Raw genomic sequence first — 24940 nt, 5'->3', positions numbered from 1 at the left:
CATTAAAAAAGCGGAGAAAATAAATGAAATTTACTCAAATGGCACATGCTAACGAAATCGAAAGAGATTGGATAGTAGTTGATGCAACTGATAAAGTATTCGGAAGAATCATTACAGAAGTAGCTACTATCTTAAGAGGTAAAAATAAACCTTGCTTCACACCAAATGTAGACTGCGGAGATTTTGTTGTAATTATAAATGCATCAAAAGCAAAATTTTCTGGTAAAAAATTAGAAAGTAAAAATTACTTTACTCACTCAGGTTATTTTGGTAGTACAAAAACTCACAAAATGTCTGAAATGTTTGAAAAAAATCCAGAAAAATTATATAAACTAGCTACTAGAGGTATGCTTCCAAAAACAACTCTTGGTAAAGCTATGTTAAAAAAATTAAAAGTATATGCAGGAAGTGAACACCCTCATACTGCGCAAATTAAAGGATAATTGTAATGGCAAAAGTTTATGCAACTGGAAGAAGAAAAACATCTGTAGCAAAAGTATGGTTAGAGTCTGGTAATGGACAATTAACAATCAACGGTCAAACTTTAGATGCGTGGTTAGGTGGTCATGAATCAATTAAAAAAAGAGTTATGCAACCATTAAACGTTTCTAAACAAGAAACTTCTGTTAATATCGTTGTAAAAACTCTTGGTGGTGGTTATTCAGCTCAAGCTGATGCTGCTAGACACGGTATTTCAAGAGCATTAGTTGCTTTTGATGAGCAATTCAGAACAGTTTTAAAACCTTATGGATTGTTAACAAGAGATGCTAGATCTGTTGAAAGAAAAAAATACGGAAAGAAAAAAGCAAGAAAATCTTCTCAATTCTCAAAAAGATAATTGGTATTTTCAAAGAGTATATTTCTTTACTATTTTCAAGAAGGAGCGACAAAAGTTGCTCCTTTTTTTATGCCTTTTTTTATAAAAAAACAATACAATAGCACCATGAAAATTTTTATTTATAATCTATTATTTTTTACTTATTTAACTGCGAGTACATTAAATTTGTCAATGACATCAAGTCCAAGTAGATTAAATCCAATATTATCCAATGATACTGCAAGTAGTGAAATATCTGATTGGCTATTTAATGGATTATTTAAATATGATAAAAATGGGAATCCAACAGTTGATTTAGCATCATCATACTATTTTGAAACACCTACAAAACTAATTGTAAAACTTCGAAATAATGTTCTTTGGCATGATAATGTTAGGTTTACTGCAAAAGATGTAATTTTTACTTATGAACAAATTATTAATCCCAAAGTTTTTAATTCTATAAAATCAAATTTCACTGAAGTTCAAAGTGTAAAAGCTTTAGATGATTTCACACTTGAAATAATTTATAAAGAACCTTATTTTAAAGCTATTGAAACTTGGTTTGTTGGGATTTTACCTTATCATCTTTTAAAAGATGAAAAAGATTTAATGACAAGTTCATTTAATAAAAATCCTATAGGAACAGGTTCATATAAGTTAAAAGAGTTTAAAACGGGAGAAGATATAGAACTTATTGCAAATGAGAATTATTTCGAAGGTAAACCAAAAATTGAAAAAATTTTATATAAATTTTTACCAGACCCAAATACTTCATTTTTATATTTGAAACAAAAAAAACTTGATATTGGTGAACTTGATCCAATTCAAGCAGATAGACAAATAGATTCTGATTTTAAAAATACATATACAATTTTGCAAAAACAAAGTTTTACATTTGCTTATTTAGGATTTAATCTAAATAATGAGAAATTTAAAAATAAAAAAGTAAGAGAAGCTTTATCATTAGCTATAAATAGACAAGAATTAGTAGATATTCTTTTCTTTGGTTATGGAAAAGTTTGTAATGGTCCTTTCTTACCTGGTTCTTTTGCATATAATGATGATATAAAACCAATATCTCAAGATATAAATAAAGCAAAAAAATTATTAAAAGAAGCAGGTTATGATGAAAATAATCCCTTAATATTTGAAGTAGTAACTAATACAGGAAATGATACAAGAATAAATGCAGCTCAAATTATGCAGTATCAATTACAAAAAGCTGGTGTTATAATGAAAATTCGAGTTATGGAATGGCAAGCATTCTTAAATACAGTTGTTCATCCAAGAAATTTCGAAGCAATACTTTTAGGTTGGGCACTTGCTCTTATGCCTGATGCTTATCCTCTTTGGCATAGCTCAAGTGCAAAACTAGGTGGGTTTAATTTAGTTTCTTATAAAAATGAAGAAGTAGACAGATTAATTGAAAAAGGTATGGGAACGATAAACAGAGATGAACTCTCTATTATTTATAAAAAAATCTTTAAACTTATCAGTGATGATTTACCATATTTATTTTTATATATTCCAGATGGAATAACTGTAATAAATAAAAATATAAAAAATATTGAACCTGCGTTTATAGGTATCATGCACAATCAAAAAGATTGGGAAATTGAAGAATAATATAAAAGGAATAAAATTTGATTAATAAGAATAAAATAATACTTTTTGATTTAGATGGAACATTAATAGACTCAACTGATGCTATAGTTTCAACTTTTAAACACTCATTTAATGAATTAAATTTTAATTTTAATGGAACAGATAAAGATATAAAAAATTTGATTGGTTATCCTCTTGATATAATGTATAAAAATTTAGGTGTTGATGAGTCAAAAGTTTGGGATTTTGTTGATTCATATAAAAACAGATATAGAATTATTTCAAAAGAACAAACAACTCTTTTAGAAAATGCTTATGAAGCAGTTGAACTTGCATCTAAAATTGCAAGAGTTAGTGTAGTTACTACAAAAACTAGAATGTATACTATTCCTTTATTAGATCATTTTAATATTTCACAATTTTTTGAAATAGTAACAGGAAGAGAAAATGTACAAAATCCTAAACCACATCCAGAACCAATCTTAGTTACATTAACTCAAATGAATTATGATAGAAAAAAAGATTCAGTATGGATGATAGGTGATACAAAACTTGATTTAATTGCTGCAAATGAAGCAAATATAAATTCAATTGGTGTTTTATGTGGATATGGAGAAGAAAATGAACTTAAAAAATACACTAATCACATAAAAAAAGATTCTTTTGAAGCAATTAAATTTCTCTCTAGCAATATTTAATATTAAATATTGCTTAAATTTAAATATTACTTTTATTTAAATATATAAAAACAAGTTTTTAATTCTATAATAAATAGGATATTTTATTTTTTATTAAATTATTTGATTAATGCACTATATTAAGGGCTCTTTAGCCTCATAAACAATTCATATTTTTTTTGTTTTTTTTAGATTTATGTTCTTTTTACTACTCTAAAGTGTGAATTTTTATCTCACTTTTCTTACAAATTTATAAAATAAAAGTTGATTTAAGTTAAAATTTTCTATAATACAACAGACTAATTAAATTTTTTAAGTCAAATTTAATATTTTAAATAAGGAGCCACTATGTTAGAAATTAGATGGCATAGCCGTGCAGGTCAAGGTGCTGTTACTGGGGCAAAAGGTCTTGGTTCAATTGTTGCTGAATCTGGAAAACAAGTTCAAGCATTTGCATTTTATGGATCTGCAAAAAGAGGTGCGTCTATGACTGCTTACAATAGAATTGATGATAATACAATTTTAAACCACGAAAAATATATGAGTCCTGATTTTGTATTTATATTAGATCCAGGTCTTGCTATAACTGACGATTTTACTGCTAATGGCAAAGATACAACTAAATATATTATTACAACTCACCTTAGTAAAGATGAGTTAATTTCATTAGTTCCTGAACTTCAAGAAATTAAAGATAGAGTATTTATACTTGACTGTTTCCAAATTGCAAGAGATACAATTGGAAAAGCTATTCCTAATACTCCAATGCTTGGTGCATTTATGAAAGTTAGTGGAATGTATGACTTAGAATACTTTAAAGATAAAATGAAAAGTGTACTAAAAAAATTGCCACCAAATCTAGTTGAAGCAAATATGGTAGCAATCCAAAGAGCTTATGACGAAGTTCATTAGAAGGATATAAAATGAGTAAACCAATTAGAGAAATGGGATGGGATGAGTTAGTACCAGGTGCTGCTCTTTATACATTCGATGGAAGTGTAGATTATAATATTGCTGAAATTCAACCAGAAGATAGACTTTATTCTGAAACAAGTTCAAAAAGTATGTCTGTTGGAGACTGGAGAGTTATTAAACCTGTTTGGAATTCTGAAACATGTATTGACTGTCAGAACTGTTGGATTTTTTGCCCAGATTCATCAATTATTGCAAGAAATAAAGAGATGAAAGGTGTGGATTATGAACACTGTAAAGGTTGTGGATTATGTGTAAGTGTTTGTCCTACAAATCCAAAATCACTATTAATGTTTAATGAATATGTTACAGCTGAAGAAGCTTTATCTCAATGGCCAGCGAAACAAAAAAAGGGTGAATAATGAATAAAAGAGTAATGGAATTAAAAAAAGTTGAAGTTTGGGATGGAAATATGGCAAATGCCCAAGCTTTAAGACAAGCTGATGTTGATGTTGTCGCAGCTTACCCAATTACACCTTCAACTGCAACAGTTGAAAACTATGCAATGTTTCATGCAAATGGTTACATCGATGGTGAAGTAATTATGGTTGAATCTGAACATGCTGCTATGTCTGCTTGTGTTGGAGCAGGAGCTGCTGGAGGAAGAGTTGCAACTGCAACATCATCTCAAGGTTTAGCACTTATGATAGAAGTTTTATATCAAGCATCTGGAATGAGAATACCTGTTGTTTTATGTTTAGTAAATAGAGCATTAGCAGCACCTTTAAATGTAAATGGAGACCACTCAGATTTATATCTTACAAGAGATTCAGGTTGGATATCACTTGATGCATTTAACCCTCAACAAGCTTATGATATGACTTTAATGTCATTTAAAATATCAGAACATCCAGATGTTAGATTGCCAGTAATTTCTAACCAAGATGGATTTATGACATCTCACACTGCACAAAATGTTACACCCTTAGAAGATAAAATTGCATGTGATTTTATAGGTAATTATTTACAAGTAAATGCTTTATTAAATTTTGATAAACCTGTAACTCATGGTGTTCAAACTGAACAAGATTGGCATTTTGAACACAAAGCAAAACAACATGCAGCTTTAATGGGTTCTAAAAAAGTTATTTTAGATGTATTTAAAGAGTTCAAAGAATTAACAGGTAGAGAATATAAACTTGTTGAAACTTATAATATGGAAAATGCTGATATTGCAATAGTTTGTTTAGGTACAACTTATGAAACTGCTATTCTTGCAGTTGAACAACTAAAAGAAGAAGGTATAAATGCAGGTATTGTAGCACCAAGAGTATTTAGACCATTCCCTCTTGAAGAAATGGCTGAAGCTTTACAAGGTGTAAAAGCAGTGGCTTGTATGGATAGAAGTGCACCAGGAGGAACTGTTGGAGCATTATTCAACGAAGTTTCTGGAGCATTAATAAATACTCAAAACAGACCATTAATGTCTAACTTAATCTATGGATTAGGTGGAAGAGATATGACTGTTGCAGCATTAAAAGATATTTATAGAACTTTAGACAAAGAAGCAAAAGAAGGTAAATTATCTGGAAAAATCCAAAGATTTGTTGGAGTAAGAGGTCCAGAATTAAGCTTCTATAATGCGCAAGGAGCACAAAAATGAGTACATTAGTAAATACTCAAAAAGAGATTAAAAACTTAAAAACTTTCTCAACAGCAGCTGAGAGATTTGAGGGTTCACACCTTTTATGTCCAGGTTGTGCTCACTCAATTATTGTTAGAGAAGTTTTAAATGCAACAAATGACAATTTAGTAGTATCTGCTTCAACTGGTTGTTTAGAAGTTTGTACGGCTATTTATCCTCACACTTCTTGGGATTGTTCTTGGATTCATATTGGATTTGAAAACTCTTCAACTGCAATGGCAGGTGTTGAGACAATGAACAAAGCTTTAAGAAATAAAGGAAGAATAAGTGCTGATACTCCTCAACCAAAATTTGTAACATTTGGTGGAGATGGTTCAACTTATGATATTGGATTTCAATGGATTTCTGGATGTTTTGAAAGAGGACACGACTTTATGTATGTTTGTTTAGACAATGAAGTTTATGCAAATACAGGAGGTCAAAGATCATCTTCAACTCCAATTGGTTCAAGTACAACAACAGCACCAGCAGGAAGCCATTCTTATGGTGAAAAAAGACAGAAAAAAGATATTGTATCTATCATGGCAGCTCATGGTGCACCTTATGTTGCTCAAGTTGCTCCAAATAAATGGAAAGATATGGTTAAAAAAATCCAAAGAGGTTTTGATACTCACGGTCCTGTATTTATAAATGCAATGAGTGCATGTACAACTGAGTGGAAATTTGCTCCAAATCAAACTATTGAAGTTTCTGATTTAGCAGTTGATTCACTTGTTTTCCCATTATATGAAATCATTGATGGAAGAGAATTAAACATCACTTATAGACCAAAAAATATAATTCCTGTAAGAGATTATTTAGGTGCTCAACCTAGATTTAAACACTTATTCAAACCTGAATATGAATATTTGATTGATGAGTGGCAAAAAAGAATTGATGAAAGATGGGCTTTCTTACAAAAAAGAGAAGAAATCAGAATGTAAAAAGAGTTGTCCTAGATACTTTCTAGGACAATTGTCTTTTAAAAATTTCAATTTCCCTCATAAAAGTTGAAACTTTAAACCAATCATAATATACTACAAACAAAAAATCTTAGGCTTTTAATGATAAATATGCAAATCATCTTGAAAATGTTGCTTGCACTTTTTATAGGTGTTTGTGGTTCAATTTTATTTATATATTTACATTTACCACTTCCTTGGCTTCTAGGAGCTATTTTTGCATCATCTATTGCCATGAGATTTGAAAAACTTCCTATTCAAAGTCCAAAAACATTTTCACCACCTGCACGAATTTTGATTGGTCTTACTATTGGAAGTGCCTTTACACCAGAAATATTAGATTATATTGATGTTTATTTCTTTTCTTTATTACTAGTAATTCCTTTTACTATTTTAACTATCATTTGTGGGACATATTATTATCATAAGTTTCTAAACTATGATATAAAAACTTCATATCTTGGTTCTATGCCAGGTGGTGTAATTGAAATGGTAATTATTGGAGAAGAGATAAAAGCAAATATTTCAAAGATAACTTTGATGCAAAGCTCTAGACTTTTTTTTGTTGTTGTTACCTTGCCTTTTATAATTCAATATATTTTTCACATAGATATTAGTGGAAATAAACTTATTACAATTCCAATAAAAAATATTGATTTATTTGAGTTAACTATCTTAATTATTTTAGGATATATTGGAGCAATTATTGCTAAAAAAGTGAAAATAACTGCTGCATATTTAATGGGACCAATGCTTATAAGTATCGCTGTTCACTCAACAGGTTTTATTCACACGCCAGTTCCTGATGAATTTTTAAAATTTATTCAAGTTGTATTTGGAACAATTATTGGTTTTACATTTAAAGGAGTAAGTCTTCAAACTATTGCAAAAACTTTTATCTCAACCTTAGGACATTTTTTAATTTTAGTAATTCTTTGTGCAGTATTTATCTCAATAACATATAATCTTTTTCATTTTCCTATTCTTTCAATTCTTCTTGCTTATGGGCCAGGTGGACAATCTGAGATAAATCTAATAGCTATTTTAGTAGGAGCAAATCTTCCTTTTATAACCTTACATCATATAGTAAGGCTTTTAATAGTTATGAATATTGCACCATTAATAGCCAAAAGATTAGATAGAAGAGAAACTACTTAGTAAATTATTTACAACTTCATCTAAACCTTTATTTAATGCTTCTACAAAACCATATGCGTTATTTGTTTTACATAGAATTTTTTTATCATAAGTAATAGATTTTAAAATCTTTTTATCTTTTACTAGATCAAATTTTATATTTAAAATAGCATAAGAGTTATCATTTTCAAAACTATGATAAAGTTTTATAATATCTGTTTTTAAAGTATATTCATGTTCAATTTTAGAATCTTTAGATATAACATTTTTGAAAATTTTACTTGTATTAAAAGAGTCTATTAATTGATTATATATCATATCACTTGGAAGATTTATCCATCTATTTTTTGCATATTCTTCAAATAAATATGGTTTTGTATTATAAAAAATTGAAGTAAGATTAAAACTCTTATTTACATTTGGTTCTTCAATATAAATTGAATCTAATTTATTATTTTTTACTATCTGTATAGATTTAAAACCTATAGAATAATGATTTATATCTATACTATTTTGTTTTAGATTACATCCTGCAAACAATAAAAAAATTGTTAATATTAAAACACTATTTTTCATCTTTTTCCCCTGGTCCGTATTTTATATTTTTTTGTTTTAGTATTAAATCGCTTGGGCTTTCACTAATTGTATTTATTAAATTTTGTATTTGAACTAAACTATTTTCTAAACTATATAAAACACTATTAAGATTATCAAAACTCTCTTGTGTTATATCTTTTATATTGTATGCACCACTATTTATTTGTGTTTGTAACTCTTTTGATAAATTTGTAAAATTATTTGCTGTTGTTTTCATTGAATCAAAAGATTTTCCACCTTTTGATGTCATTTCATTTATACTTCTCATTACCTCATCAATCTTTTTCTCATTTTTAACCAAATAAGAACTAAATTGTTGTAAATTTTCCATACTTTTTTCACTCTTTGATAAAAGTGATGAAAGATTTGAAACATTTTCATCATTTAAAACTTTTTTCATTTGAGTTAAAAGTATCATCACCTCTTTTGTTATATCTTCAGTTGAGTCAACAAAACTTGTCAAAGCTGATGTTTTTGATTTTATAACTTTTATGCCATCTTCATTTGCACTTAAAAGTTTTGAACTATTACTTCCACCTTTTAACTCAATATATTTAAGTCCTGTAATTCCAAGATTTCCTAAGATTGCATAATTATCTTCTTTTATAGGAGTACCTTTTTGGATTTGTATATCTATTTGTATCTCTTCTGAATTTGTTGGGTTTATTTTTATTTCACTTACATTTCCAACTTCAAATCCCATATATTTTATAGCTGAACCTATACTAAGACCAGAAACAGATTCCATAAAGAATATTGAATATTCATCATATTTTTTATCTTGTATTCCATACTTTCCTAACCAAAAAATAGCAATAACAAGTAAAATAAATAATGAGCTTACAAACACCCCTATTTTAAAAAAATTAATTTTAGTATCCATTAAGTAGCCTTTTTATTTGTTAAAAAATCTTTGATAAATTCATCATCTGATTTCATTGCTTCAGATATATTTCCATCAAAGATTATATCTTTTTTGATGATGATAAATCTATCTAGTACAGTTTTTATAGTCTCTAAATCATGGGTTATTATAACTATGGTGATATTTAAACTATTTTTTAAATAGAGCAATAATTCATTTATTTTTTGTGTACTTGCTGGGTCTAATCCACTTGTAGGTTCATCTAAAAATAAAATCTTTGGTTGCATTGCTAAACTTCTTGCAAGTGCTACTCTTTTTTTCATTCCGCCACTAAGTTCACTGGGATAAAGTTTTGCTGTACTTTTTGGAAGCCCTACAATATCCAAGTTTGTATATGCAATTTTTTCTATCAAATTTTCTGGTAAATTCGTATACTCTTTTAGCATCACTGAAATATTTTCTATCACATTTAAAAAAGAGTACAAGGCTCCAAACTGAAATAGATATGAAAATTTTAATTTCATATCTTTAATTTCGTTAATATCCAATTTTGAGATATCTTTATCAAAGATTTTTATAGTTCCTTTTTGGATTTGATTTAGCATAACGATTTGTTTTACAAGAACACTTTTCCCTGAACCACTTCCACCTAAAACCCCAAATATCTCACCTTCATTTACATGAAATGAAATATTATTATGAACTAGATTATCACCAAAAGCTGTTGTTAGATTTTCTACTTTTATAATTTTCATTTAAATTCCCATTTGTGTGAAAATTACAGAGAAAACTGCATCAATTAAAATCACAACAAAGATAGCATTTACAACACTAATTGTTGTATATTTTCCTATACTTGTTGTATTGTTTTGTACTTGAAAACCTCTATAACATCCAATAATAGCTATCGCAAATCCAAAAAATATTGCTTTAAAAATTCCCATAATAAAGTGTTTTACTGGAACTTCATTTTGTAATCTATTTATAAATTCTACAAAAGAAACATCTAAACTTGTATAAGCTATCACCATTCCACCAAAAACACCTATAACATCAGCAAAAAAAACCAACAAAGGCAACGATATACATAAAGCAAAAATTCTAGGAAGTGTTAAAAATAAAGTTGGTTCAAAATTCATAGTTCTCATAGCATCTATTTCTTCAGTTATTTTCATAGCTCCAATTTCTGCTGTATATGAACTTGCACTTCGTCCAGCTATTACAATAGCAGTTACAAGTGGGGCAATTTCTCTAAACATTGTTATACTTATCATCTCAACTACAAAAATATTTGCTCCAAATTTTTCAAGTTGAACTGCTCCTTGATAAGCAATAACTACACCAACCAAAAAAGAAGTAACCGCTACAATCAAAAGTGCATTTACAGCTGAAGTATCTATATACTTTAACATTGCTCTAAATCTAATCATTTTAGGATTAAAAAGAGAATAGATAAAATAATAAAAAACTTTTCCAACAAAAGTTAAGAAATGAATTGAAGATATATATAACTCATAAGTTTTTTTTCCTAAATTATCAAAAAATGGATTTTTTTTTCCTTCTTCATATACTTTATCTTGATAATGTTTTTCATAAAAAGTATAAATCTTTTCGTGAGAATTTAGATTTTTTAAAGTGATATTTTCTTTTGGAAATTTATTTAAAAAAGATATTAGATAAATAATTGCTGAACTATCACACTCTTGTAGATTTTCAAAATTTATGATTATTTTTGTATTTTTATTTAGATTTATTTTTTCTAAATCTTGAATTATTTTTGGAAGATTATCTTTATTCCAAGACTCCATCAATAAAAGTTGAAAAATGTTGTTATCTAAATTTTCTATTTTAAAATAACTATTTAACATAGCAACAACTTATCCTTTCATCAACTATTTAAGGTTAGATTTTAGCTAAAAATTTATACTAAGTCAAATAAAAATAATCAAATATAGTATTTAAGAATAAAGGTATATTTTTTGCATATAAAAAACCTATGGAAGAAAAAGAGAAACTAAAGAATTATGAACGATTTCTTGGTGAATTTAAAGAACAAGGTAATCACTGGGATAAAATAGAAAAACGAACAGCAACTTTATTTCAAGTTTTAATTGATGGAGATTTAAAAGAGTTAGTTTTTGTTTTAAAACATTATCCAAAATATATAGAGATTGTTTGTGACCATTTTAGATACTCATATAACTATGGAGGGAATGAAGCTGATATGTATGCTGCTTCAAAACTTTTGACTATGAGTGAAGGTTACCATCAAAAACAGTTTGTTAGAAATCTCATAAGAAAATTACCAAAAATTTCTGATTTTGATATTTCTAAACTAAACTCTTTTTTAAATGAATTACTAGATAAACAAGAACAAATTCACTCGATAATTCTTAGTTTTTATAAAAATGAAATAGAAAGAAATATAAACACAAATAACTATCACAAACTTCAAGTAAAAGTTTTAGAAAAAAATCTTCAAAAACTTCCAATAAATAGTGACTTTGATTTTACTGCAAGTGATAGAGATGCAAACTTAGATATACCATATATGGACTAAAGGAGAAAAAATGGATTATTTTAAAAAAGCTTATGAGTGGGCAACAACTTTTGATTTTCAACCAATACAAATAGAATATGCTTCAAAACTAGCTCTTAAAATGTTAGATGATAGTTGTCAAATGAGTTCACATGATAGGGAAGTTTTTTTTAATGTTTATGATGCTATTTGTGATAGAAGTGATATACCTTTAGATGATGATGTAAATCAACTAATAATCCTAGCAAGAGATAGAAACACTATCTACTCAAAACCAGAATTTGCAAATATCGTTCATGCTTGTAAAGAAGAGATTATTCCAACAATGATACGAGATGATATGAAAGCATATAAAGCAATGGTTAGAAAAAATCTTGGTATGAACTAAGTTCATATCAAAGCTAACTTTTTATTTATCTTTGTAAAATTCCATAATGTTAAATAAAAGGTAAAAAATGTATCTTCAAAAAAAGCTTCAAATATTATTGGTTTTATTTTCACTTCTATTTTTTGTAGGATGTATAAAAAAATTTGACGGTGATGGACTAACTTTAAAAGTTCAAGAGAGTGAACTAAACAACTTTTCACAAGAGTTTCCAATAAGACAAAATTTTGTAGTTGCAAATATGGAACTTCAAAAACCTCATCTATTTATAAAAGATGGAACAAATAGAATTAGTGCAAATATAAATCTAAATATCTCTGCTATATTTATGCCAAACTCAAATGGAACTCTAACTTTTAGTGGAATACCTTATTTTGATAAAGAAAAATCAGCAATTTACCTAAAAGATATAGAACTAGATGAGTTAAAAATGACAAATCTAAATATCGATAAAACTATTTTAGATACTGTTGTAGCAAATACAAAACCTATCGTTGATAATATTTTCAACACAATTCCCGTTTATAAAATAGATAAATCATCTTTCAAAGGCTCTTTTGTAAAAGATGTAAAAATCGAAGATTCAGAACTTTTGGTAACTTTTGGTCTTTAGAAATTGGATAGCTTAGATTTGATTTTATATCAAATCTAACTCTTCGCTTATATCTTTAATTAGTTTTGAAAGTGGGCGTTTATTTATATCTTTGTCTTCTAGAAATCCACCAGTTATATGTCGCAAAACATCTTCACGATTTTTAAATAAAATTCCCTCATATTTTTGATAAAGTTCATCTATATAACTTTCATTATAAATTTGTGCTTTTTGAATAAGTTCTAAAACTATGTCTTTGTGTTCTTCATAAAGATTGTCTATATTAAAAGTTTTAATATGTGAATTTACTTTATCTTCATTTTTTAAAATCTTTTTCTCTATTTCTAAAGAATCTTTATCATAATAAAATTTGCTATCTTTTAATTTTAGCTTAAATTTCACGTCATCATTAAAGGCTTCTATAAAAGGATGATAAATATCATTTTGTATTTTTGATTTTCTTTGATTACAAGTTTGACAACTAGGAACTAAATTAAAAATTGAAATAGAAAAATAAGGATATGTACTTTTATCAAAAAAATGGTCAAGTTGTGCAGTTGCGTTTAAAGAGTTTGATTTTTTAAAATTAAAAATATAATTTCTATTACAATAAGGACAAACTGTAATATCCAAATCTTTAATATATTCTGATTTTTTCAATCTTTGATATAATGTATAAAAATAATCTTTTTGAGTTTTGTTTAATTCTGTAAAAGATTTATTTTTATCAATAAAATCTTTTAAATCACAAAGCTCTTTATAATCTAAAGTAATTAATTTTTCTAAATCAATATTTTTTGTATAGTTTTTTAATTTTCTTTTTATAAGTCGATTAATTGCACCTATGTCTATAGACCATTTTACTTTATTATCTTCTTCTTTTTTTAAAACTATTTTTTGTTTTTCATTATTATAAAAATTTGATAAAACTTGTATTTTAAAGTTTTCGATTGTTTTTGAAGATATATTTATTTTAATCATATTTTATTTTCTTTAACTCTTTTTGAAGTTCTTCAATCTGTTTTTCAATTTCATCAATCTTATCAATTTTGCTTAATCTTTTACTATCAATCATTCGTTGAAGTTCTCTTTTGATTATTGGTTCTCCAATAATTGAAATAATATTTTCACAATAATCCAACTCTTCTTTTGTCAATGATTTTTGATTTAAATATTCTATAGCTTTATCAATTTTACTCTTTGCAAACTCTCCCATTAGCCCATCTTCCATAAAAAACCCATGTGTTAAAAGAGTATGAATATTTGCACCAAATGTATTTATATCAATATCAACTTGAGCACCATCTTTTAAAAAAACAACATTCTCTTTTGGTAAATCGGAAAGAATAAATGGAGAATGTGTACAAACAATTATATTAATACATTTGTAATTAGATGATATCTTTGATTCTGTTAAGAAATTAATGATAAAAACCAAAAACATCCTTTGCCAATTCGGATGCAAAGATGTTTCAATTTCATCAATAAGAATATTAAAAACTCTTTTATTTAAATGTTTTGTTTTCAAATGTAATCTTACAATGATACCTAGGTAGCTTATTAATAGTTGTTGACCTGTACTTAAATTTCGGAAAAATAAATTATCATTTGATTCTAATTCTAGTTTTGAATATATCAAGAGACGATCAAAGTGTAATAAATCATTCTCTGTTAATTTTTGAATTGACATTGATGAATTAACATATCTTTCAATGTATTGATTAATTTCATCCCAATTATTTAAAGTATTAAAATTAATGCCAAATGCATTTATATTATCCGCTTGTAATTCTTTAAAAGTTATATCTCTAATCTTTGGACGCATTGATGATTTGCCAAAATGGTGAAGTAATTGAAAGCTTGGTAAATTAAATATTTTTAAAAATTCTTCTAAATTATTATCATAAATATACTTATAAAAATAGACAGCATTACTCTTCATAGTACTATCAAATGATACTGGATCAATTTTTGTAACTAAGTTACCTCCCCCCGTACCTAAATATATTCTAGAGGGTTCTAACGCAAAATTTATTTTATAATTTGATGAATCATTCCAGATTTCTTGCTGTCCAATTGAAAAATCAAAAAGTAGATAATAATATTGATGTAAATATGAATTTGGTTTACAACATTTATAATCTTCATATAAATTTAAAGTTTTTTGGTTTAATATATGAAATAATTCAAATTCTTGTGTCTCTTGATTTTTTATACCTGAAAATGTAAATATTTTTCTATCTTCAGAATCATTAAAAACTAAAATTAACTTTTTAAATTCACGCCAATTAGCATTCTTTTGCTCATATCCATTCTGAAATATTGCTCCAATAATAGAAATTAATAATGTACTTTTTCCAGCTCCATTTTTACCAACAATAGCAGTAACATTTATATTATCACCAAAAAAGTTTTTAGGATAAAATTCACCCGTTTTATCTTTATCAATAATCTCTAATTCATTCTTCTCTTCATCATACTTACACCTAAACCTAGGAGAAAAATTAAACCCTTGTTTCTCTATATTTTTATACTCTTCAACCCACAAATAAATCAATTCCATAAAAAACTCTTTTATTATTATTTTTATTACTAATCTTAGTTAAAATATTATTTATTTTCTCTTTTTCTTATCTCTAACTTTTTTATACAATAGATTATTTTATATACAAATAACATTTTATTCATTTCACTTTTTTTGTTATACTCAAAATAAAAAAGGTTATTTATGGGTATGTTTGATGTAGAGTTTCAAGAAGAGATAAATCTAAAAGAAGGAAACAAATCTTTATTTGAGTTCGTAAAAAAGCAGTTTCTAAAAGACAAAGAGTATGATACAAAGATAGAAAAAGAGAGTTTATCTATAGCAAAATGCAATATAAATACATATCTAAGATACAATCTAAAAATCACAACTTCAACAAACAAAAAAGATAAATCCTCACAAGTTTTAGTAAATGCAGAACTTCACGATACACTTATTTTAGCCATTTTAGTAATACTTGCTATTCCTTTTACCTATGGAATTGGAATTATTTTTATTATCATATTTACTTATTACCAAAAAGTTCAAGCAACAAAATATCTAAAAAATATGCTTACAAACTACAAATCTACGATTTAATACCCCTTTACATTTCTTTGGATATAATCCTTCAATATTTTTATAGATTTTAAATTTGAAGGATTTTTTATGCCATTATTAGATAGTTTTAGAGTTGACCATACGATTATGCCTGCACCTGCTGTTAGAGTTGCAAAAACAATGAAAACTCCAAAAGGTGACAATATTACAGTTTTTGATTTAAGATTTTGTGTACCAAATCAATCAATGATGAGTGAAAAAGGTATTCACACATTAGAGCATCTTTTTGCTGGATTTATTAGAAATCATCTAAACTCTCCAACAGTTGAAATTATCGACGTTTCTCCTATGGGTTGTAGAACTGGATTTTATATGAGTTTAATTGGAACTCCAAGTGAAAAAGAAGTTGCCGTTGCTTGGAAAAAAGCCATGGAAGATGTTTTAAAAGTTGAAAAACAAAGTGATATTCCAGAATTAAATATTTTCCAATGTGGAACATGTGCAATGCACTCACTTGATGAAGCAAAAGATATAGCAAGAGATATTTTAAAAACAGATATTGGTGTTATGTCAAATGAAAAATTATATTTATCAGATGATAAATTAAAATCTTTAGGAAACTAAAAAGTGCAAGAAAAACTAAATCTTTTTAAAGAGTTATTTAGTGATTATACAAATATTGCTATTTTACATATAGATAACTCTTTAGGTTTGGTTGATTCTACATTAGAAGAAATCAAAGAAAAAAATCAAGGTCAGATAAAATATATTCCTTTTTTAGATGATTCAAGTGCCAAACTAAAAGCAACAGCAAGAGAGTTTGAATACGTAATCTTAGGTGATATTCTTTCATATTGTAAAAATCAAGAAGAGATTTTAAAACTTATGTATAAAGCTTTGGAAAACTCAGGAAATATAATCATCTTAGAAAAAATATCAAATGATAATAGATATGAGATTTTAGATTTATTAGAAAGTATAGGTTTTCAAGCACCAAATTGTATTGACCTTTTTGATGATGTTTATATTTTTACTGCTAAAAAGATGCACCATTGGGACAATGGCTTATAAATTGGAAAATTAATCTTGCAAGATAATATAAACTCAATAGTTTCTACAAAAGATGGCTCAAATACACTTTTCTCACAATTTTATAACCAACACTATCACAATCCTGATGATGGTGCTATAAATGAAGCTTTAACAAAACACATAATCCCTACTTTTACATTTCATCAAGACAAAAAAGAGCTAACTATTTTAGATATTTGTTTTGGGATTGGATATAACACTTTTTCTACTATTTATTATTGTTTGAAAAATAATCTTGATATAAAACTAAATTTTTATTCACCTGAGCTTGATGGGAATTTGATTAAATCTTTAAAAGATTTTCCATTTCCAAAAGAGTTTGAAAATATTAAACATATCATAGATTCTATTTCACAAACTTCTAAATATGAAGATGAAAAAATCAAAATAGAAGTTTTTATAGGAAATGCAAGAGAGTATATAAAAAATTTAGAAAAAAACTCTTTTGACATTGTTTACCAAGATGCCTTTTCAAGTGATGTAAACTTTGAACTTTGGACAAAAGAGTATTTTGATGATATTTACAATCTTTGTAAAGATAATTTTATTATGAGTTCTTATGCGATAGCAACACCTATAAGACTTTCTATGTATGAAGCAAATTTTTTCATATATGAACATCGTCCAGTTAAAAGAAAAATAACATTAGCCACAAAACAAGAGCAAAATTTGATTGGAAAATTTATTGATATGGAACTCAAAAAACAAAGAAATACAGAAGCTTTTGCTTTGTATGATAAATAAACCAATTTTTTTACTAAAAAAAAAGCAAATTTGTATATAATTTCACTAAAGATTTGTCTCTGTCTTAAATCAAATTTCCAAATAGGTGTTTAAATGAAGTTTTTTTTCTCTATTCTTTTTCTAGTTTTAGTTCCAACAATGGCATTTTCATATAATGATACAAAAGTTTTTCAGAAGATTCAAAAAGATTTAGATTCTATTATTGTTAAGGATTTAAATACAAAAAAAACTATCTTTTCAAAAGATGCAAATCAATTGGTAAGTCCAGCTAGTCTTACAAAAATAATGACTGCGATGCTTGCAATTGAAAGTAAAAAGATGAATAATATAGTTACAATCACTGCTGAAATGAAAAAAGTAGAACCAACTATTTTAAATTTTAAAGTTGGTGAAAAATTTTATCTAAAAGATTTAGTTCACGCAGCACTTATAAAATCAGCAAATGACGCTGCAACTGCAATTGCAATTTATTTAGGAAATGGAAATAAACAAAAATTTGTAAATATGATGAATGCAAAAGCAAAAAAACTTGGAATGAAAAATACAAACTTTGTAAATCCATGTGGATTTGATGCAAAAGCTCATAAAACAACTGCAAATGATTTATTAAAATTAACAGAATATGCAATCAGAAATAAAACATTTAACTCTATTGTAAAATTAAACTCTTATGCGTTCAAAGCAACAAATACAAAAAGACTTTATAAAGTTCATACAAGTAATAAAATGTTAGATAGAGATAAATATGTAATTGGTGTAAAAACTGGATATACAAATCAAGCTGGACCTTGTTTGATTGCAAGAGCGAAAAAAGATAAAAAAGATATTTTACTTGTTATGTTAAATGCTCAAAATAGATGGGAAAATACAAAACTAGCTTTAAATACAATTTTAGAAAAAAAATAAACTAGCTACTAAAGAGTAGTTAGTTTATCTAATATATATTTTTCTAAATCTCTTTTTGAAACTTCATCTTTTATAGAATTATCAAAAATTTCATCAATTTTCATAGAATACTCTTCATAAGAAAAAAATGGGAAGTGTAATTTCCAAGACTTTTGTATCAGTTCTTTTGTCATTATATCTCTCATTTTATCTCTAAAAAAATTAAAACCCATAAATATTGCTGCAGTTATTACCATAGCTCCTAAAATAGAAATATGTGGATCAATTTTTGCCAAAGCTTTATGAGTTAAAAAAGAAATAGGTACTAAGATAGCTAAAACTATTCCTATATATACTACATATGCTCTCATTAGAATCAATCTAAATCCTAATTTTATTGGGTCTACATGCATTCCTTCATTGTACTGTCTATTGGCAACTAATAAATCTTTTAATAAAATTGGTTGCTTAGAAACCACATAGATATACTCTAAGATTTTATTTTTTATTGTTTTTTCTTTAGACATTTATTTTCCTAATTTTAATAATTCGTTATTTTATCTTAGTTTGTTATAATATTGTGTTAAAAATTGTAAAAAAGGTTTTCCAATAAAAAAACTAATTTATATCTTTATATTACTTTTTATCTCTTTTTCATTTTTGAAAGCTTCAACATTGAAAAAAACTTCTGTTCAATTAATGTGGCTTGACCAATTCCAATTTGCAGGTTTTTATGTAGCAAAAGAGAAAGGTTTTTATAAAGATGTTGGTCTTGATGTTGAACTGAAAAAGTATAACTCTTCTATAAGTGTATTAGATGAAGTTATAAATAAAAAAGCTGATTTTGGTACAAATTCTAGTTCTTTGATTGTTGACAAATCTAATGGAAAAAATATTGTATTATTAGGTTCAATTTTCCAATCATCTCCTTTAATTTTATTAGCTTTAAAAGACTCAAAATTAAAATATTTAAATGATATAAAAAATAAAACCTTAATGATTACAAATGAACAAGAAAGATTTGCTACTTTTTCATCTATGCTTACAAGTAAAGGTGTAAATCTATCTGATTTAAACTTGATAAATCACTCTTTTAATGTTGATGATTTGATAAATAAAAAAACTGATTTAATGCTTGCATATACAACAAATGAACCTTTTATTCTTAGAGAAAAAGGTTATGAAAGTACTATTTTTAACCCAAAAGATTATGGTTTTGATTTTTATGAAGAGCTTATATTTACAACTAATGAGTTTGCACAAAATAATCCAGAAATAGTAAAAGATTTTTATAAAGCAACTATCAAAGGTTGGGAATATGCTTTTGAAAATATAGATGAAACAGTAAATCTTATTTTAAATAAATATAATAGTCAAAATAAAAGTTTAGCTAGTTTACTTTTCGAAGCAAATGAAATGAAAAAATTAGTTTATGACAAAAATGGAAAAATAGGAACAATAACAACTGAAAAAATAAATCTTATTATAAATACATATAGAGTTATGGGATTATTAAATAATAAAATAGATGTTGATGATTTAATTTATGCAAAACACCTAGAGAATAACATTTTTCTAACAAATGAAGAAAAAAGATATTTAAAAAAGAAAGCTAAAATTACAATGTGTGTTGATCCAAATTGGATGCCTTTTGAGAAAATTGAAAATAATAAACATATTGGAATTGCTGCTGATTATATAAAAATTATTGAAAATAAAATTCAAACTCCAATTGTTTTAGTTCCTACAAAAACTTGGAATGAATCTATGAAAAAAGGAAAAGAAAAGAAGTGTGATATTTTTTCACTTGTTATGTCAACTCCTGAACGAGAAAAATATCTAAATTTTACTATTCCTTATTTGACAACTCCTTTAGTAATTGCTGCAAATATCAATGCTCCATTTATTGATAATTTAGAACAAATAAAAGACCAGAAACTTGCAATTGTTAGTAATTATGCTTATGCTGAAATATTGAAAATAAAACATCCAAATATTCATTTTATTGATGTTCCAAATATCAATGAAGGATTAAAACTTGTAGAAAAAGGTGAAATATTTGGATTTATTGGAAGTTTAGCAACAGTTGGATACCAAATACAAAATAATTATATAGGTCAATTAAAAATCACTGGAAAATTTGATGATACTTGGAATTTGGGAATTGGCTCAAGAAATGATGAACCTATTTTAAATTCTATTTTAAATAAAGCAATTGAAGATATTTCATCTGCTCAAAAACAAGAAATTTTAAATAAATGGATTTCAATCAATTATCAAAAAGATATAAATTATAAACTTTTAATCTCTACAATTATTTTTATTTTAGCTTTAGTGGTGATTTATAGACAATATTTATTGAAAAAATTAAATAAAAAATTATCAAAAAAAATAAGTTTAGAAATCAAAAAAAATGAAGAAAAAAATAGAATTTTAATCCAACAATCAAGAATGGCTTCAATGGGAGAAATGCTTGAAAATATTGCCCACCAATGGAGACAACCACTTTCTACAATAAGTGTTTGTGCATCAGGAATTGAACTAAAAAAAAGATTTAATTCTTTAGATGATGAAGAATTTTTTCAATCAATAAATCATATAAAACAAGCCACTACTTACCTTTCAAATACTATTGATGATTTTAGAAATTTTTTTAGTAATGAAAAAATTATTTCAGAAATAAGTATAACCCAAGTTATAAATAAAGCTCTTGATTTAATGTCTCCAACTCTAAATACACACAAAGTTGTAGTAATAAAAAATACTCAAGAAACAAAATTTTTATCATTAGAAAATGAACTTATTCAAGTACTTATGAATATTTTAGTAAATGCAAAAGATGCATTAAAAGAAAAAATTGATATAAAAGAAAAAAGATATATTTTTATCTATATTTATACAGAAGAAAATAATCTAATCATCAAAATCAAAGATAATGCAAAAGGTATTGATGAAAAAATTATTGATAAAGTATTCGAACCATATTTTACTACAAAACATAAATTTAATGGTACAGGAATTGGACTTTATATGAGTAAATTATTAATTGATAAACATTTAAAAGGCAAAATTGAAGTATCAAATAATACATTTTTTTACAATGATAAAGAGTATTTAGGAGCAGAATTTACAATAACTTTACCACTAGAAATTAATAATGATTAAAATCTGGATTTTTCTCTATTTTTCTTTTTTCATTTGGTCACTTATAAATCCAAAAGATTTATTTACTTGGTTTTTAGAAGTATTTCCCGCAATCATTGGTTTTATTGTTCTTTTTATTACATATAAAAAATTTCAATTTACAAATTTAATCTATTTTCTGATTTTAACACATTGTATTATTTTGATGATTGGTGGTCACTATACTTATGCAGAAGTTCCTTTTTTTGATTATGTGAAAGAATTTTTAAATCAAGATAGAAATAACTATGATAAAATCGGACATCTAGCACAAGGATTTGTTCCTGCAATGATTGCAAGAGAACTAATTATTAGAAAAAATATCATAAATACAAATGTTTGGAGAAATTTTTTTATAATCTGCTTTTGTTTAGCACTTTCAGCTTTATATGAAATTGTTGAATGGTTAGTTGCAATTACTACAAATGATGCTGCAAATGATTTTTTAGGAACACAAGGTTATATTTGGGATACTCAAAGTGATATGGCTTGGGCTTTAGTTGGTTCAATTATAGCTTTATTATCACTTAGTAAATATCACGATAAAGTATTACAAAAAACATTAAAGTAGCCATTTAGCTACTTCAACTTATTTAATAGAATTTTCTAAAATAACTGCAACTTTATCTAAAGTTAAATTTCCTTTTTCACCTATTGCATTCATCCCATGTTTTCTTAGTGCTCCTGTTATGTTTTCAATAACTTTATTATCAATATCATAATCTTTTAGTTTTGTAGAAACTCCTATACTATGATACATATATTCTATTGCTTCAACTACCATTTCATAATTATGTGGCATATCAAAAACTTCTTTTCCCATTTGAGTTAATTTTTCTTTTTTATCTTCAATCATTACTCTTAAAAGATGTGGTTGAACAACTGCTAAACTTCTTGCATGATCAAGGCCATAAAATGCTGTAATTTCATGTCCAATCATATGTGTTGCCCAATCTTGTGGAACTCCTGAACCTATAAATCCATTTAAAGCCTGATTAGCTAATAGCATTAGGTTCTCTTGCCATAATATAGTTCTTCTATTTTGCCAATTTAAAGATAAAGTATATAAACCTCTTAAAATAGTTTGAGCATAGCCATCGTGTAAAAGTGAACTATTTGGATAAGTTAAATATTGTTCACAAGTATGAACAAAAGCATCAACTAAACCATTTGCAAGTTGTCTATCATCTAAACTACTCATTATACTTGGGTCTAAAATTGCAAATTTAGGATAAGTTAAAGATGATGCAAAATATCTTTTTTCATTTGTTGATTTTTTTGAAATAACAGCTGTTCCATTTGATTCACTTCCTGTAGCAGGAATTGTTAAGACGGCACCTAAAGGTAAAGCATTTTTTACATCTTTACCCTCTAAAAAGTCCCATCCATCTCCATCATAAAGTGCACTAGATACTAAATATTTACTTCCATCAATAACTGAACCACCACCAACAGCTAAAACAAAATCTATATTTTTTTCTTTGATTAAAGCAACTGCTTTATTTAAAGTTTCAACAGATGGATTTGGTTCTACTCCACCAAATTCAAACCAAGTATAACCTTCTAAAGCTTTTGAAACTTGCTCAAAAACTCCATTTTTTTTGATACTTCCTCCACCATAAACAACTAATACTTTTAAATCTTTATCAATATATTTTGTTATTGATTTTATTTTTCCCTCACCAAACTCTATAACTGTTGGATTAAAATATGTATATGTCATGCGAAATCCTTTTTAGAAAATTTAAATTTTTTGTTATTTAATCATCATACTAAACAGTTACTTAATATTAAAAAGATATAAATCCAAAAATTAAAAATAAAAGGAATTATTATGATAAGTTGTGAGAATAAATTAGCTTGTTCTTTAAACGAAGATATTGGTAAATTAATCTTAAGATTAAGTATTGCTGGTCTTATGTTATTTCATGGATTTACAAAACTATTTAATGGAATTGATGGAATAAAGTTTTTAGTTACAAATGCTGGTTTACCTGAATTTATTGCATATGGAGTTTATTTTGGAGAGATAGTTTTTCCTATTTTTATAATTTTTGGTTTATTTACGAGAATTTCATCTCTGTTTTTTGCTTTAACTATGGTTTTTGCAATATTTTTAGCTCATAGCGCAGATATTTTCACTTTAGGAAAAACAGGTGGTCCAGTTATTGAACTTCCTTTGATTTATCTTTTAGCTTCTATTTCTATTATGTTTATAGGTGCTGGTAAATATAGTCTTGATGCGAAATGTTCAAAATGTAATAAACTTCCTAATTAGGAAGTTTATTTTCTCTTTTTAAAGTATATAAAGAGTTTATTATAAGTGTAATTACAATTATAGAACCACCTATAAAAGTATAAGAACTTGGAACTTCATCTAAAAATATCCAAACCCAAATTGGTGCCATAATTGTTTCTATTAACATTAAAAGTGATACTTCACTAGCATTTATATATTTTGCTCCATTTCCTAATAATACCCTTGAAATTGGACTTATTAACAATCCCATAATCATTACTATCATCAATGTTTTAAAATCAATTGCCAATTCATCACAGAAAAAATATGCAATGATACTTAAAATAGCTCCACTAAATGCAGTTAAAACTACCCTATTCATATCTTTATATTTTGATAATAAAACAAAAGATACAGAAAATAATAAGGTACACAATAAAGCAAATATATTACCTTTTACACTTCCTATTTCTAACTTATCATTGAATATTATAAATAATCCAACAAACATAAATAAAGAGGCATAAAAGATATTTTTATTTACTTTTTCTTTATAGATTACATATCCAATTAAAGCAGAAAAAAGTGCTGATGTACTAAATATAATCACCACATTTGCAACTGTTGTTGTTTTTACTGCTGTTATAAAGAATATATTTGAAACAGCCATAAAAGTTGAACAAATTAATAAAAATGGAAAAGATGTTTTCAAAGCCTTTTTTAAATAATCAAAATCTTTAAATAAAAATGTTGAAGCCATTGACGCGAACATAAATATTCCAATATAAAATGAAAAAAGAAAAGATGATATGTTCGTAAATTTTATAAATAATGATTCTAAACTCATTATAAATACACCTAAAGATGTAAGGAGTAATCCTTTTGCACTATTTGACAATTTTAATTCCTAATTGATTGATATAATAAAAATAATCTA

Annotated in this window: 29 protein-coding genes; 20 read left to right on the top strand and 9 right to left on the bottom strand. The window is 26.2% G+C overall.

Translation table 11 applies throughout. The features are described from left to right. Positions 1-23 precede the first annotated feature (23 nt). The 9 genes from rplM to ABLL_RS01205 all read left to right on the top strand — a co-directional run bounded on the left by rplM (position 24) and on the right by ABLL_RS01205 (position 7818). Complete coding sequence (gene rplM / locus ABLL_RS01245; RefSeq protein ID WP_014472963.1) at positions 24-443, top strand: 50S ribosomal protein L13; 420 nt, start codon at positions 24-26, stop codon at positions 441-443. Between the two features lie 5 nt (positions 444-448). Further along, positions 449-838: a 30S ribosomal protein S9 gene (gene rpsI, locus ABLL_RS01240; RefSeq protein WP_014472962.1), complete on the top strand. Its 390-nt coding sequence runs from the start codon at positions 449-451 to the stop codon at positions 836-838. A 105-nt stretch (positions 839-943) separates the two neighbouring features. Next, positions 944-2446 carry a peptide-binding protein gene (locus ABLL_RS01235; protein ID WP_041654985.1) on the top strand — a complete coding sequence of 501 codons (1503 nt, stop codon included), beginning with the start codon at positions 944-946 and terminating at the stop codon, positions 2444-2446. A gap of 17 nt (positions 2447-2463) precedes the next feature. Further along, a complete protein-coding gene (locus ABLL_RS01230) occupies positions 2464-3123 on the top strand; it encodes an HAD family hydrolase (RefSeq protein WP_014472960.1) in 660 nt (219 codons plus the stop codon). 327 nt (positions 3124-3450) lie between these two features. Beyond that, the gene (locus ABLL_RS01225; RefSeq protein ID WP_014472959.1) at positions 3451-4014 is read left to right on the top strand and encodes a pyruvate flavodoxin oxidoreductase subunit gamma; all 564 of its coding nucleotides are present in this window, start codon (positions 3451-3453) and stop codon (positions 4012-4014) included. Between the two features lie 11 nt (positions 4015-4025). Beyond that, entirely contained in the window at positions 4026-4436 is a 411-nt protein-coding gene (locus ABLL_RS01220; RefSeq protein ID WP_014472958.1) for a 4Fe-4S dicluster-binding protein, read from the top strand. Beyond that, positions 4436-5677, top strand: coding sequence for a 2-oxoacid:ferredoxin oxidoreductase subunit alpha (locus ABLL_RS01215; RefSeq protein ID WP_014472957.1), 1242 nt, complete (start codon positions 4436-4438; stop codon positions 5675-5677). The genes ABLL_RS01220 and ABLL_RS01215 overlap by 1 nt, the downstream gene beginning before the upstream one ends. Further along, positions 5674-6642 (top strand): thiamine pyrophosphate-dependent enzyme, encoded by a 969-nt coding sequence (locus ABLL_RS01210; protein WP_014472956.1) that lies wholly within the window; start codon positions 5674-5676, stop codon positions 6640-6642. The genes ABLL_RS01215 and ABLL_RS01210 overlap by 4 nt, the downstream gene beginning before the upstream one ends. A gap of 120 nt (positions 6643-6762) precedes the next feature. Then, positions 6763-7818, top strand: a complete 1056-nt coding sequence (locus ABLL_RS01205; protein ID WP_014472955.1) for an AbrB family transcriptional regulator — start codon at positions 6763-6765, stop codon at positions 7816-7818. Here ABLL_RS01205 and ABLL_RS01200 read toward each other — a convergent pair. From ABLL_RS01200 to ABLL_RS01185, 4 genes are read right to left on the bottom strand one after another with little or no spacing between them, the layout of a single operon-like run. Further along, positions 7795-8373 (bottom strand): ABC-type transport auxiliary lipoprotein family protein, encoded by a 579-nt coding sequence (locus ABLL_RS01200; RefSeq protein WP_014472954.1) that lies wholly within the window; start codon positions 8371-8373, stop codon positions 7795-7797. The two genes, ABLL_RS01205 and ABLL_RS01200, sit on opposite strands and share 24 nt — an antisense overlap. Then, a complete protein-coding gene (locus tag ABLL_RS01195; protein ID WP_014472953.1) occupies positions 8363-9277 on the bottom strand; it encodes an MlaD family protein in 915 nt (304 codons plus the stop codon). Before ABLL_RS01195 ends, ABLL_RS01200 begins: the two co-directional genes overlap by 11 nt. Beyond that, entirely contained in the window at positions 9277-10014 is a 738-nt protein-coding gene (locus ABLL_RS01190) for an ABC transporter ATP-binding protein (protein ID WP_014472952.1), read from the bottom strand. Before ABLL_RS01190 ends, ABLL_RS01195 begins: the two co-directional genes overlap by 1 nt. Further along, positions 10015-11127, bottom strand: a complete 1113-nt coding sequence (locus ABLL_RS01185; protein WP_014472951.1) for an ABC transporter permease — start codon at positions 11125-11127, stop codon at positions 10015-10017. 128 nt (positions 11128-11255) lie between these two features. Between ABLL_RS01185 and ABLL_RS01180 the strand changes: the two genes are divergently transcribed. The 3 genes from ABLL_RS01180 to ABLL_RS01170 all read left to right on the top strand — a co-directional run bounded on the left by ABLL_RS01180 (position 11256) and on the right by ABLL_RS01170 (position 12796). Next, a complete protein-coding gene (locus ABLL_RS01180) occupies positions 11256-11819 on the top strand; it encodes a hypothetical protein (protein ID WP_014472950.1) in 564 nt (187 codons plus the stop codon). Between the two features lie 10 nt (positions 11820-11829). Next, a complete protein-coding gene (locus ABLL_RS01175) occupies positions 11830-12186 on the top strand; it encodes a hypothetical protein (RefSeq protein ID WP_014472949.1) in 357 nt (118 codons plus the stop codon). A 67-nt stretch (positions 12187-12253) separates the two neighbouring features. Beyond that, positions 12254-12796 carry a DUF1439 domain-containing protein gene (locus ABLL_RS01170; protein ID WP_014472948.1) on the top strand — a complete coding sequence of 181 codons (543 nt, stop codon included), beginning with the start codon at positions 12254-12256 and terminating at the stop codon, positions 12794-12796. Between the two features lie 24 nt (positions 12797-12820). Here the strand turns inward: ABLL_RS01170 and ABLL_RS01165 are convergent, their stop codons facing one another. Continuing rightward, on the bottom strand, positions 12821-13756 hold the full coding sequence (locus tag ABLL_RS01165) for a hypothetical protein (RefSeq protein ID WP_014472947.1): 936 nt from the start codon (positions 13754-13756) through the stop codon (positions 12821-12823). Beyond that, positions 13749-15338, bottom strand: coding sequence for an AAA family ATPase (locus ABLL_RS01160; RefSeq protein ID WP_014472946.1), 1590 nt, complete (start codon positions 15336-15338; stop codon positions 13749-13751). Before ABLL_RS01160 ends, ABLL_RS01165 begins: the two co-directional genes overlap by 8 nt. Positions 15339-15503: 165 nt before the next feature. Here ABLL_RS01160 and ABLL_RS01155 point away from each other — a divergent pair, with 165 nt between their 5' ends. From ABLL_RS01155 to ABLL_RS01135, 5 genes are all read left to right on the top strand, one after another. Beyond that, complete coding sequence (locus ABLL_RS01155; protein WP_014472945.1) at positions 15504-15899, top strand: hypothetical protein; 396 nt, start codon at positions 15504-15506, stop codon at positions 15897-15899. Between the two features lie 69 nt (positions 15900-15968). After that, the gene (luxS, locus tag ABLL_RS01150) at positions 15969-16484 is read left to right on the top strand and encodes an S-ribosylhomocysteine lyase (RefSeq protein ID WP_014472944.1); all 516 of its coding nucleotides are present in this window, start codon (positions 15969-15971) and stop codon (positions 16482-16484) included. A gap of 3 nt (positions 16485-16487) precedes the next feature. Next, positions 16488-16931, top strand: coding sequence for a hypothetical protein (locus ABLL_RS01145; protein WP_014472943.1), 444 nt, complete (start codon positions 16488-16490; stop codon positions 16929-16931). Between the two features lie 15 nt (positions 16932-16946). After that, positions 16947-17696 (top strand): tRNA (5-methylaminomethyl-2-thiouridine)(34)-methyltransferase MnmD, encoded by a 750-nt coding sequence (locus ABLL_RS01140; RefSeq protein ID WP_014472942.1) that lies wholly within the window; start codon positions 16947-16949, stop codon positions 17694-17696. A gap of 93 nt (positions 17697-17789) precedes the next feature. Then, positions 17790-18602: a D-alanyl-D-alanine carboxypeptidase family protein gene (locus ABLL_RS01135; RefSeq protein ID WP_014472941.1), complete on the top strand. Its 813-nt coding sequence runs from the start codon at positions 17790-17792 to the stop codon at positions 18600-18602. 8 nt (positions 18603-18610) lie between these two features. Here the strand turns inward: ABLL_RS01135 and ABLL_RS01130 are convergent, their stop codons facing one another. After that, complete coding sequence (locus tag ABLL_RS01130) at positions 18611-19108, bottom strand: hypothetical protein (protein ID WP_014472940.1); 498 nt, start codon at positions 19106-19108, stop codon at positions 18611-18613. 148 nt (positions 19109-19256) lie between these two features. Here ABLL_RS01130 and ABLL_RS01125 point away from each other — a divergent pair, with 148 nt between their 5' ends. After that, on the top strand, positions 19257-21746 hold the full coding sequence (locus ABLL_RS01125; protein WP_050989839.1) for an ABC transporter substrate-binding protein: 2490 nt from the start codon (positions 19257-19259) through the stop codon (positions 21744-21746). Next, positions 21739-22335: a DUF2238 domain-containing protein gene (locus ABLL_RS01120; RefSeq protein WP_014472938.1), complete on the top strand. Its 597-nt coding sequence runs from the start codon at positions 21739-21741 to the stop codon at positions 22333-22335. Before ABLL_RS01125 ends, ABLL_RS01120 begins: the two co-directional genes overlap by 8 nt. Positions 22336-22353: 18 nt before the next feature. Here the strand turns inward: ABLL_RS01120 and ABLL_RS01115 are convergent, their stop codons facing one another. Continuing rightward, a complete protein-coding gene (locus tag ABLL_RS01115; protein ID WP_014472937.1) occupies positions 22354-23487 on the bottom strand; it encodes an iron-containing alcohol dehydrogenase in 1134 nt (377 codons plus the stop codon). A gap of 111 nt (positions 23488-23598) precedes the next feature. On the opposite strand from ABLL_RS01115, the gene ABLL_RS01110 reads away from it, so the two are divergent. Beyond that, positions 23599-24042: a DoxX family protein gene (locus ABLL_RS01110; RefSeq protein ID WP_014472936.1), complete on the top strand. Its 444-nt coding sequence runs from the start codon at positions 23599-23601 to the stop codon at positions 24040-24042. Here ABLL_RS01110 and ABLL_RS01105 read toward each other — a convergent pair. Continuing rightward, on the bottom strand, positions 24035-24901 hold the full coding sequence (locus tag ABLL_RS01105) for a DMT family transporter (protein WP_014472935.1): 867 nt from the start codon (positions 24899-24901) through the stop codon (positions 24035-24037). The two genes, ABLL_RS01110 and ABLL_RS01105, sit on opposite strands and share 8 nt — an antisense overlap. Positions 24902-24940: the final 39 nt, after the last annotated feature.

This window comes from Arcobacter sp. L, assembly GCF_000284235.1.
Classification (GTDB): domain Bacteria; phylum Campylobacterota; class Campylobacteria; order Campylobacterales; family Arcobacteraceae; genus Aliarcobacter; species Aliarcobacter defluvii.
Note: the sequence above shows the minus strand (reverse complement) of the source record. Positions and strands in the feature narration are given on the sequence as shown.